This window comes from Cellulophaga omnivescoria (assembly GCF_027915275.1).
Classification (GTDB): domain Bacteria; phylum Bacteroidota; class Bacteroidia; order Flavobacteriales; family Flavobacteriaceae; genus Cellulophaga; species Cellulophaga omnivescoria.
This window is the reverse complement of record NZ_CP115819.1, coordinates 235,824-247,490: the sequence shown is the minus strand read 5'-3', so window position 1 is coordinate 247,490 and position 11,667 is coordinate 235,824. Positions and strand designations below refer to the sequence as shown.

Here is an 11,667-nt window from a genome sequence, read left to right as displayed (position 1 = left end):
TAAAAAGGCGCTTTTAGCGCCTTTTTTAGTTAAAAGAGTCAAAAGTATTGGGTAATTTTGTGCCAAAGCTATTATTGCTATGAATGAGGAAAGATTAAATACAGCATCGCACGCTATTGGAGCTGTTTTAGGAGTAGTCGGATTTTTTGTATTAGTCTATTTTAATACCAATAAAACATCTTTTGCACTATTTAGTTTGGTTGTTTATGCAGCTTCAATAATAATGTTATACACGGCATCTACCTTATATCATGCAGCTACAACAAAAGTTTTAAAAGAAAAATATAGGATATTAGACCACAGTAGTATCTATGTTCTAATAGCAGGTACTTATACACCAGTGGCACTAATAACGTTAGAAAATGGTAATGGTTGGCTTATTTTTTGGGTGGTTTGGGGTATAGCCATTGTGGGTATTATTCTAAAACTGTTTTTTACAGGTAGATTTGAGGCTTTGTCATTATTACTTTACTTAGTAATGGGTTGGCTTATTGTTTTAGATTATTCTAGTTTAGTTGCAAACGTAAGTCCCACGGCATTAAACCTATTGTTTTTAGGTGGTGCATTTTATACTGTAGGCATTGTATTTTACGCAATACGCAAAATACCTTACAACCATTTTATTTGGCACTTGTTTGTTTTGGCGGGTAGTGTAGCACACTTTTTCTTTATACTAATGTTAATATAAATAGCATTAAGATTTAATTATATCACTATAATCTTCAAAAAAGGCTTCAAACTTTTGCATATTTTCATTTAAAAAAACCATAGTTTCTTGCCAAGTGTTTTTATTGTGTATGCTAACATTTTCTTTAATCACATAAATTCTAGAAATTTCTTTTTTGTTATCTAAAATGTAAGCGTCAGTAAAAATAGCATCTGGCAAAAAATCTGTAGTAATAATAGATTTTAGGGAAGATAATTTTTCCCAAGTATCTATTTGCTTTTCTAAGTCATTATGCTCTAAATCTAAAGTTACCATTGCAGTTTTTTTATCAAAATAAAACTTAAAAGATAAATTTTTAATTCCTGTATTGTAAAGTATCCACTTTCTTGGAAACGATTTTCCAAAAGAAATCCAGAACTCTTCACGCAATTTTTTAGATTCTTCTTTACTAAACATATTATATAAAGTAAGCTATAATTATACCTAAAGTAATAACTAGTAATTTTCTTAAGTTAAATTTATGCCCTTCAGAACTTTCAAACAAAATAACTGTAGAAATATGTAGCAAAACTCCAATTACCAATGCTGTAATTTGTATATGGTACGTTTTTAAAAAAGTTAAATTGGAACTTAATAAACTACCTAATGGTGTCATAAAAGCAAATAGCGTAATAAATAATACTGCTTGTGTTAGTTTAATTTTAGAGTTAAGTAAAAAAATACTTAAAATTATAGCAATAGGAATTTTATGAACCAATATGCCATAAACAAAATTGTGGTTGTGTTGGTGAGCAAGTGGCATACCTTCTAATAAAGAGTGTACAGACAAGCTTATAAAAAGCATTACAGGTAAATTAACACTATCTGCGCTAATATGCACGTGGCCGTGTTCTGCTCCTTTAGAGAAAAATTCTAAAAATATTTGTAGCAAAATACCCAGCATTATAAACACGCCAACTTGTTTTGGGTCTCCGTGTTCATAAACTTCCGGAAAAAGTTCAAAAAAAGTAATGGCCAATAAAAAAGCACCACTAAAAGCTAATAGTAGTTTAAATATTTCTTTATTTTTTGGTTTGGTAACGTAAACAAAAATAAAACTAAGTAATACCCCAAGAATAGGTAATATATAAATCATAAATAAAATTGGTGTTACACAATTTTGCAGACAAAATGCAATAAGGGGCAAAATTAATGTATTTTTGCGTATTCTTTAAGATACCTATGGATAATTATAAAATGATAGCCAAAACCTTATTTGGTTTTGAAGAGATTTTAGCAAAAGAATTGCGCAATTTAGGCGCGGTAAATGTAAAAGAAGGCGTGCGTTGTGTCTTTTTTGAAGGAGATAAAGGTTTTATGTACAAAGCAAATTTATGCCTGCGTACAGCTATTAAAATTATAAAACCTGTAACTTCTTTTAAGGTGTATAATGAGCAGGATTTATACAGGAAAATGTATGCTATAGATTGGGGAGAATTTTTAACTACAGATACTACTTTTGCTATAGATACTACTATTAAGTCTGATATGTTTACGCACTCTTTATATGTGTCGCAAAAAGTAAAAGATGCTATTGTAGATAAATTTAGGGATACTGAAGGTGAAAGACCTAATGTAGATGTTAAATTCCCAGATGTGCGTTTTAATATACACATACAAAATGATACTTGTAATGTTGCGTTAGATTCCTCTGGTAGATCTTTACACCAACGTGGTTACAGAACAGCAACCAACATTGCACCAATAAATGAGGTATTAGCAGCTGGTTGTTTGTTATTAAGTGGTTGGGATGGTCAGTGCGATTTTATTGACCCTATGTGTGGTAGTGGTACATTTTTAACCGAGGCAGCTATGATTGCGTGTAATATACCAGCTAACATAAATAGAAAAGAGTTTGCTTTTGAGAAATGGGCAGATTTTGATGAAGATTTATTTGACAAAATTGTAGACAGTAGTTTAAATAAAACCAGGGATTTTAAATTTAAAATAAAAGGTTTTGATAAAGCACCTTCTGCTGTACGTAAAGCTCAAGATAACGTAGAAAATGCTAATTTAGATGATTATATAACTGTTGAGCGTAAAAACTTTTTTGATACAGAAAAAGAGGTAGATGGTCATTTACATATGGTGTTTAACCCGCCATACGGTGAACGATTAAATATTGAAATGGAAGAATTTTATGCTAGTATAGGAGATACATTAAAGCAAAAATACCCAGGAACAGATGCTTGGTTTATAACATCTAACTTAGAGGCATTAAAACACGTAGGTTTACGTCCGTCTAGGAAAATAAAAGTATTTAACAGTCATTTAGAGTCTAGGCTTGTGAAATATGTAATGTATGAAGGGAGTAAAAAAGCTAAGTTTAATAAAGATAGAGAGTAAACTACTAAAAAATATTAGTAGTAAAAAGGGGCAATAAACAGTGTTTATTGCCCCTTTTTCTATTTAAAAGCTCGCTTTAATTAGTGTTTTATTGTGTGTTATTATCTTTTGGGTCTTGAGCCTTCTTCAGGTTTAGGCTTTTCCTGCTCCTCTATAGGTTCTTTTTTCTTCTTTTTAGCTCTTTTGTATAAAGGTACTAAATAACTTAAGCTGTAATTATAACCTGTTCCAAAATTACTGCCTTCGGTAGTTTTATTAAAGCCAGGAATCCAAATATTAGCAAAGCCATCATCAGCTTTATTACTAATTAAGTAACCCAAACGTACGCTGGCACCTAAATATAAGTTTTTAAATATTTCTACTTTTGTGCCTAAAACAAACTCTAGCCAAGATGCATTTAAACCATCAAACTCAGATAAATTTTCTGTGCCAGGTAAAAAATCATCTTGCCAATACCTATTACTATCATAAATTTGGTAACTGTTTATTTTGTGTTTAAATGTGCTATAAGCATATCTACCTCCAATATAAATAGAGTTGTTCATACCATACCAATTGTCATATACATTTAAATCTACACCTAATTTTAAGTAGCTTCCTGTAGTTATAAAATTAAAAGTATCTTCATCTCTAGTATTTTCTTCGTTGCCAAGTTCTGCTGCAACGTATAGGTTTTGTGATAGTCTATAATCTCCTGTAATTTCTAAACCTTTGTAATCTTCTCTGTAGAAATTTTGGGCAAGCCTATTTATGTCAACACCCAAACGTATACCGTATGGTTGCTCATAAACAAGCGTATCCTTTTTGTTTAAGTCAATGGTTTTACTCTGCGCAAAGCCATTAAAAACAAAACTAAAAATACAAATACTAGTGATAAATTTTAACATGTGTTACGGCTATGTTTTCTACTGTGGTTTCTACTACTTCTACGTTTTTAATCCAATTTTCTGCATCTTCATTAAGTGTGCTAGCTAATTCATTGTAATGAATAACATAACCGCAGGCTCTAGAAATATAAACTTCATTGGTTGCATAATTAAATGTTACGGTATCTGTATTACCAGTTTCGTCTCCATCTTCATTATCAGCAGAGTTAGAAATTAAATTATAGGTTGTGGTGGTTTCATTTGCACGCAAAGGAATACTAACGGTTGTTAAGTCAGTCCTGTCTACAACTGTGTCTACAGTGGTATCTTGACCTTCACCAACAACTCTAAGTTTAGTAACTGTTTTTTCAGTTTCTTCTTCAGCTTCAAAATCATAAAAATTTACAATTAACAAAGCAGTGTCACCATCTACGCAAATATCATCTTTTTCACAAGATGTAAAGCCTGTAAACAGAAGAATTGCAGCTAATATTCCTATTTTTTTCATCAATATATAGTTTGATTTCTTTTTAATTTGGAACAATTATTATGCCCTCTTTTTCAAAAGTACAACATTTTCTACGTGATGCGTTTGCGGAAACATATCTACAGCTTGCAGTCTTGTAATCTCATACATATCATTCATTAACTCTAAATCTCTTGCTTGCGTAGCACTGTTGCAACTTACGTAAACCACTTTATTAGGGGCAATAGCTAAAATTTGTTCTACAACATCTTTGTGCATACCTTCTCTTGGAGGATCTGTAATAATTACATCTGGTGTACCGTTTTGAGCAATAAACTCAGTATTAAAAATCTTTTTCATATCACCTGCATAAAAAACAGTATTATCTATTTTATTATGCTTAGCATTGGCTTTAGCATCTTCAATAGCTTCTGGTACAGCCTCTATGCCAACAACTTTTTTAGCTTTTTTAGATACAAACTGAGCAATAGTTCCTGTACCTGTATATAAATCATATACAAGTTCATCTCCGCTAAGCTCTGCAAAGTCTCTAGTAATTTTATACAACTCATATGCTTGTTCTGAGTTAGTTTGATAAAAAGACTTTGGGTTTATTTTAAATTGAAGACCTTCCATTTCTTCAAAAATATGATCTCTACCAGCAAAACAAACAATGTCTTGATCGTAAATGGTATCATTTTGTTTTTGATTAATTACATACAATAAAGCAGTAATTTCTGGGAACGTAGTAGCTAAGTGGTTTAAAAGTGCTTCTCTGTTTTCTTTATGATCATCAAAAAATTGAATAAGTACCATAATTTCCCCTGTAGAGGAAGTACGTATCATTAGGGTACGTAGCTCACCTGTGTGGTGTCTTGGGTTAAAAAAGGTCATATTATTTTTAGTAGCAAACTCTTTTGTTTCTAACCTAATTGCATTAGATGGGTCTGCTTGCAAATGACATTTTTTAATGTCTAAAATTTTATCCCACATACCAGGAATATGAAAACCTAAAGCGTTACGATCTTCAATTTCCTTATCTGATTTTACTTCATCTAATGTTAACCACCTGCTATCAGAAAAAGAAAACTCCATTTTATTGCGATAAAAATATTGTTTTTCTGACCCTAAAATAGGAGTAATGGCAGGTAATTGTAAGTGTCCAATTCTGGTTAAATTATTTTCTACCTCTTTTTGCTTGTAAAACAGTTGGTGCTCATAGCCCATATGTTGCCATTTGCAACCACCGCAAACACCAAAATGTTGACACTGTGGTTCCGTTCTTTTGTCAGATAAGGTATGGTAATTTATGGCAGTACCTTCAAAATAAGCTTTTCTCTTTTTTGTAGTTTGTACATCTACAACATCACCAGGCACAGCGTTGTTTAAAAAAATAACACGCCCGTCTGGAGCTTTTCCTATAGTTTTTCCTTTTGCACCAGCATCTACTACTTCTACATTTTCAAAAACTACTCTTTTTGTTTTTCTTCGCATAGCGCAAAAATAGTAGAATTATTTGTTATCTAAATACTTGCTTATTATTAATTGTGAATAAAATTGAGCCTAATTTTAGTTTTCTATTTCAATGTTATTTTGATGAATTATAAATTAAAGACGATTTAATTATTAATGTCTTAAATTTTTTATGCTCCAATAGCAATTTGTAATTTGCAAAATATTAAAAAATAAGGTTGATTTCTCTCCTTTAAGCAGGAATCGTTTAAGTTTTATATTTAAAAGAATTAGATTATGTCAATTATTCAAGGATCGGCATCTGCAGACGCAATTGCATTAGAAGAAAAGCACGGAGCACACAATTACCACCCACTACCAGTTGTATTAAACAAAGGAGAAGGTGTATATGTGTGGGATGTAGAAGGTAAAAAGTATTATGATTTTTTATCTGCTTATTCTGCAGTAAATCAAGGCCATTGTCACCCAAAAATTGTAGGTGCAATGGTAAACCAAGCACAAACATTAACACTTACCTCTAGAGCATTTTATAATGATATGCTAGGTAAGTTTGAAAAGTTTGCTACAGAAACTTTTAACTACGATAAGTTATTACCTATGAATACAGGTGCAGAGGCTGTGGAAACTGCGCTAAAATTATGTAGAAAATGGGCATATGAAGTAAAAGGTATTCCTGAAAATGAAGCAGAAATTATTGTTTGTGAAAACAACTTTCACGGACGTACAACCACTATAATTTCATTTTCTAACGACCCTGTTGCTCGTAAAAACTTTGGACCATACACTAGTGGTTTTATTAAAATTGAATATGATAATTTAGTTGCTCTTGAGGCTGCTCTAGAAAACAACAAAAACGTTGCAGGCTTTTTGGTAGAACCAATACAGGGCGAAGCTGGAGTTTATGTACCAAGTGAAGGGTATTTAGCAGCTGCTAAAGCTTTGTGTAATAAGCATAATGTTTTATTTATAGCAGACGAAGTACAAACGGGTATTGCACGTACAGGACGTTTATTAGCTACATGTGGTAACTGTACTTGTGCAGATAAAAATTGCTCTGGAACACCAGAGGTTAAAGCAGATATTTTAATATTGGGGAAAGCATTGTCTGGTGGTTCTTATCCTGTTTCTGGCGTTTTAGCTAATGATGATATTATGAATGTTATAACGCCTGGTAACCACGGTAGTACATTTGGTGGTAACCCTGTAGCAGCTGCAATTGGTATTGCTGCTTTAGAGGTTGTTAGAGATGAAAAACTGGCAGAAAACGCTCAGGTTTTAGGAGAGCTTTTTAGAGAAGAGTTAGGGAAGTTTATAGAGACTAGCGATTTAGTTACTTTGGTAAGAGGTAAAGGGTTGTTAAATGCTATTATAATTAACGATACAGAAGATAGCTCTACAGCTTGGGATATTTGTATGGCATTAAAAGAAAATGGTTTACTAGCTAAGCCAACACACGGTAACATTATTAGGTTTGCACCACCATTGGTAATGACTAAAGAACAATTGCTAGAGTGTGTTGCTATTATTAAAAAGACTTTAACCGAGTTTAAAAAGTAATAATTACTTTGTATAAATAAAATAAGAATTAAAGCACGGCTTTTTCTAGGATGGTTAATGTCATAGAGGCCGTGTTTAATTTTGCTTTAATTCCAATAGGGAACGTAAAATTTTCAGGTATATGTCCAAAAGACATTCCGTATACTGTAGGTATATTTAAGCCTTGTAGCCTCTCTGTTATAACTTCTTTTAATGTAAATGTTTTTGTTTTGTTTGTTGTTTCACAGCCAGCAAAAACGCCTAGTGCCAATCCTGCAGCATTTTTAAAAGTTTTGCCTTCTATAAGCTGTGTTAACATACGATCTATGCGGTAAGGAGATTCTTCTACATCTTCAATACACACAATTTTATTAGTAAAATCTATTTCATGTGGTGTACCAATTAAAGCATTAATTAATGTTAAGCTACCACCAACCAAAACACCTTTAGCATTGCCTGGTGTAATAACATATCTATTGTATTCTGTATTTTCTTTTTGTTCTTCAGTTAAGTCAGAATTATGAATTACAACACTTTCTTTAGGGTTAATAACCAGTTGTTTTAGCATAGAAATTCCGTATTCATTGTCTAGTGTAGTGCCAACAGGTCCGTGAAAGCTAACCAAGCCAGTTTCTGTATAAAAACCGTTTAATAGGGTTGTAATATCGCTAAAACCAATAAAAACCTTAGGGTTATTTTTAATTATTTCATAATCTATCAATTGCATAATGCGTGTGCATCCATAACCGCCACGAGCGCATAATATACCATCTACATTTGGGTTTGCAAACATATGATTAAGGTCTGCGGCTCTTTCGGCATCTGTGTTACTAAAATATCCGTAATTACCAATAATACGTTCTGTGTGGTATGGTATAAACCCTATTTTACGTAGTGTTACTTTAATTTGTTCTAATGCTTCTAAAGAAACGGCATACCCAGGAGCAACCAAACCAATAGTATCTCCTTGTTTTAATTGCCTACCTTTTAGCAATGTATGTTTTTTAGTACTGCAACTTATAGTATTGCTAAGGGTAATTGGTAAAAAACTAGCTGCTGTTGTGCTTAATGTATTTTTTATAAATTTTCTTCTTTTAAGCATAGTAATACAAAGTAATAGAACATCTAAAATATGGCGACATTAAGGATTAACGGCAGAGCCATTACCTTTTGTTCTTTTTAACTGGCGTTTAATTTTTTTAATTGCAGACTCAATAGATTTTTCTGGTTCAATAATATTGTACTCGCCCCAAAAGTTTGGGTCTGAAAAGCCTACGGCTTCATCTCCTAAAATAATAGACATTTTTACTTTATCTTTTCCTTTAGGTAAAACTTGGTTTTCATTTTTTTCCCAATCTGTAATAGCCATTTCACAACTCATACTATAAACCGAGTTAAATAAGCGACTGTCCCAATCAATTTTAAATTCTAATATAGCACTACTGTAACTATAATACCATTTGTTGTTTTTTTCTCTGTAATCTACACGGTAAGCTACATCTGTAGGCCAAACATTAGCTTTGTTTGGTTTTTTACGCACAAAAAGCTTAGCTGCTTTTTGTTTATCTATAATATTTAAAGAGTAAATGGCACTAGTAAGTATTTTTTTGTCTGCATCTATATATAGTTTACCCTTGTAGAGTGGCTGTTCAGTTTTATTGTTTTGTTTAAAACTAATAACATAAATTAATTTATTGTTGATGCGCGTAGAGTGGTCAAAACTAAATTCATAAAAAGGTAAAACATCTAAACCAAAAATGTATTGTGGATATTTCATAACATCTACATACAAAGCATTAAATGGGCCGCCTTGTAGTTTTAGAGCAAGAGTATCCATTTTAGAGTAGTTTGTACTTTTTCTTGTTTTATAAAGTTCAACCACATCTTTACGTGAGTTAGAGTATGGAGCTTTGTAAATGTTAACTACAGCTTCGGATAGTGATATGTTTTTTCTTCTTTTTTTTATGCTTTCTCTATAAAAAGCGGTCATTAATGTTGGGTCTTGAAAATAATTGTCACCTCTTTTTTTAAGCGTTTCTAAAACTAATGCTTTTGGGTCCTTTGGAGCAGAAATATTTATTTCACTTAGAGCAGTAACAGTTATATCTAAATATATTTTATTGTTCCCAGATTTTTTTAATGATTCTAATGCTACTTTTTTTGTTTTATATCCTAAAAAAGACACAACCAAATCTCCTGTAGATACCTCATTAGGCACTTTTAAAGAAAACTTACCTTCTGCATTACTAATGCTGCTAATATTGGATCCGGCAATAGATAATGTAGCAAAAACAAGAGGTTTTTTAGAATCACTATCTAATATTTCTCCTTTAAATTGATGAAATTCTTGTGCACTGGCAGTTGTTGTTCCAAAAAATAATAAAATGAAACTGAAAAGAAAAGAGTGTAATACCGACAATTGTTGAGGTTTAGTTTGTGAGAGTATCATAGCAAATTTATTTAAGTGTGTTAGTTATATACAAGCCGAGCCTTTTAAAGATACGTTTTTTTAACATATATTAAGGTTTTTTTAGCAATGATTTATAATAATCTAAGTCTTAATTTAGAGGTAAACTTACAAATGAATGCTTAGTTTTATAGTTTTTTTACACAGTTTTTATTTAGAATAGATTGGTAAAGAATTTTATCTTTGCCTTTATATAATCGTATTTATGAAAGTCAGCAATATTCCGTACCACAAAACAGGTTACTTCTCTAGTTTAATGTGCGATTATTTAGAAGAGAAGAAAGAATTACAATCTTTTTACAACAGATTTCCCAACTTAAATAATTTTAAATTACAGATAGTAGAAAAGACTAAAAATTTTCCTGTAGAAAACAGGTTAGTATTAGCTAATGCTTTGGTAAACCAATATGCAAGCATTACAGCATCAGAAAAAACTAAAACAAATATATCTTTATTAAAAGAACCCAATACATTTACCGTAGTAACTGGTCACCAGCTTAATTTGTTTACTGGTCCCTTGTATTTTTTATATAAAATAATATCTACTATTAATTTAACAGAGGAGTTAAAAAGGACCTATCCAGAGCAAAATTTTATTCCTATTTATTGGATGGCTACGGAGGATCATGATTTTGATGAAATTAATTATTTTAATTTTAAAGGGAAAAAAATACAGTGGAATAAAAATGCATCTGGCGGAGTAGGTAGGTTAAATACAGAAGGTCTGGGCCAAGTGTTTAATGCTTTTTCTAGCACTATTGGTGGAGGTAAAACAGCAGAGGAATTAAAAACTTTATTTACACAGGCTTATTTAGAGCATTCAAATTTAACAGCAGCAACACGGTATTTAGCAAATGAACTTTTTACTAACTACGGTTTAGTTATTGTAGATGGAGATGACAAAGAGTTAAAGAAATTACAAATTCCGTATGTAAAAGAAGATCTATTAAACCATACAGGATTTTCTAAGGTAGAAGAAACAAATGTAAAACTTAGTGCTGTTTCTGATGGCTATAAAATACAGGTAAACCCAAGAGAAATTAATTATTTTTATTTGGTTGATGGTGTAAGAGAACGAATTATTAAAAAAGATGATTTATACCTTATTAATAATACAGAAATAACATTTACTGAAGAAGCTATTTTAAAAGAGCTTAATGAGTTTCCGGAGCGTTTTTCTCCAAATGTTGTTGGCAGGCCACTTTACCAAGAAATTATATTACCAAACCTTTGTTACATAGGTGGTGGCGGTGAATTGGCATATTGGTTAGAACTTAAATCATATTTTGAGAGTCAAAATGTAACTTTTCCAATGTTATTACTACGCAATTCTGCGTTGCTAATAACCGAAAAACAATCGGAAAAATTAAAGAAACTAAACGTAAGTATTGAAGACTTGTTTTTAAAACAAAATAGTTTAGTAAATAAAAAAATAAGAGAAATATCTAACATAGATATAGATTTTACGCCTCAAAAAAAACACTTAGAAGAGCAATTTAAAAATCTGTATACATTAGCAGAACAAACAGATAAAACTTTTTTAGGAGCAGTAAAAGCACAAGAGGTAAAACAAAAAAAAGGACTACAAGCATTAGAAGATAGGTTGTTGCAAGCACAAAAGCGCAAGTTAAAAGACCACGTTATACGCTTAACAGAAATACAAAACCAACTTTTTCCTAACAAGTCTTTGCAAGAAAGAAATCAAAATTTTTCTGAACCATACTTAGAGTTTGGTCCAAGTTTAATTCCTAATTTAATTGCAAGTTTAAAGCCTTTAGACGGCAATTTTTTAATACTAGAATTATAA

Annotated in this window: 11 protein-coding genes; 4 read left to right on the top strand and 7 right to left on the bottom strand. The window is 31.4% G+C overall.

The genetic code is table 11. The features are described from left to right. Positions 1 to 79 precede the first annotated feature (79 nt). Positions 80 to 688 (top strand): PAQR family membrane homeostasis protein TrhA, encoded by a 609-nt coding sequence (gene trhA / locus PBN93_RS01165; RefSeq protein WP_271081218.1) that lies wholly within the window; start codon positions 80 to 82, stop codon positions 686 to 688. A gap of 6 nt (positions 689 to 694) precedes the next feature. Here trhA and PBN93_RS01160 read toward each other — a convergent pair whose 3' ends face one another. Continuing rightward, on the bottom strand, positions 695 to 1,123 hold the full coding sequence (locus PBN93_RS01160; RefSeq protein ID WP_077398651.1) for a DUF4268 domain-containing protein: 429 nt from the start codon (positions 1,121 to 1,123) through the stop codon (positions 695 to 697). Position 1,124: 1 nt separating this feature from the next. Next, complete coding sequence (locus PBN93_RS01155; protein ID WP_077398649.1) at positions 1,125 to 1,802, bottom strand: ZIP family metal transporter; 678 nt, start codon at positions 1,800 to 1,802, stop codon at positions 1,125 to 1,127. A gap of 86 nt (positions 1,803 to 1,888) precedes the next feature. Here PBN93_RS01155 and PBN93_RS01150 point away from each other — a divergent pair, with 86 nt between their 5' ends. Next, positions 1,889 to 3,052: a THUMP domain-containing class I SAM-dependent RNA methyltransferase gene (locus PBN93_RS01150; protein ID WP_245799567.1), complete on the top strand. Its 1,164-nt coding sequence runs from the start codon at positions 1,889 to 1,891 to the stop codon at positions 3,050 to 3,052. A gap of 101 nt (positions 3,053 to 3,153) precedes the next feature. Here PBN93_RS01150 and PBN93_RS01145 read toward each other — a convergent pair whose 3' ends face one another. From PBN93_RS01145 to rlmD, 3 genes are read right to left on the bottom strand one after another with little or no spacing between them, the layout of a single operon-like run. Beyond that, positions 3,154 to 3,939: a DUF6048 family protein gene (locus PBN93_RS01145; protein WP_271081215.1), complete on the bottom strand. Its 786-nt coding sequence runs from the start codon at positions 3,937 to 3,939 to the stop codon at positions 3,154 to 3,156. After that, on the bottom strand, positions 3,920 to 4,426 hold the full coding sequence (locus PBN93_RS01140) for a DUF6452 family protein (RefSeq protein ID WP_271081214.1): 507 nt from the start codon (positions 4,424 to 4,426) through the stop codon (positions 3,920 to 3,922). Before PBN93_RS01140 ends, PBN93_RS01145 begins: the two co-directional genes overlap by 20 nt. Positions 4,427 to 4,465: 39 nt before the next feature. Beyond that, positions 4,466 to 5,878 (bottom strand): 23S rRNA (uracil(1939)-C(5))-methyltransferase RlmD, encoded by a 1,413-nt coding sequence (rlmD, locus tag PBN93_RS01135; RefSeq protein WP_271081213.1) that lies wholly within the window; start codon positions 5,876 to 5,878, stop codon positions 4,466 to 4,468. Positions 5,879 to 6,133: 255 nt separating this feature from the next. On the opposite strand from rlmD, the gene rocD reads away from it, so the two are divergent. Further along, positions 6,134 to 7,414 carry an ornithine--oxo-acid transaminase gene (gene rocD / locus PBN93_RS01130; RefSeq protein WP_271081212.1) on the top strand — a complete coding sequence of 427 codons (1,281 nt, stop codon included), beginning with the start codon at positions 6,134 to 6,136 and terminating at the stop codon, positions 7,412 to 7,414. Positions 7,415 to 7,442: 28 nt separating this feature from the next. On the opposite strand, the gene PBN93_RS01125 is transcribed toward rocD, so the two are convergent. After that, entirely contained in the window at positions 7,443 to 8,495 is a 1,053-nt protein-coding gene (locus PBN93_RS01125; protein ID WP_077398638.1) for a S66 peptidase family protein, read from the bottom strand. Between the two features lie 39 nt (positions 8,496 to 8,534). Beyond that, positions 8,535 to 9,842: a carboxypeptidase-like regulatory domain-containing protein gene (locus PBN93_RS01120; protein WP_271081211.1), complete on the bottom strand. Its 1,308-nt coding sequence runs from the start codon at positions 9,840 to 9,842 to the stop codon at positions 8,535 to 8,537. Positions 9,843 to 10,065: 223 nt separating this feature from the next. On the opposite strand from PBN93_RS01120, the gene bshC reads away from it, so the two are divergent. Next, complete coding sequence (gene bshC / locus PBN93_RS01115) at positions 10,066 to 11,667, top strand: bacillithiol biosynthesis cysteine-adding enzyme BshC (protein ID WP_077398634.1); 1,602 nt, start codon at positions 10,066 to 10,068, stop codon at positions 11,665 to 11,667.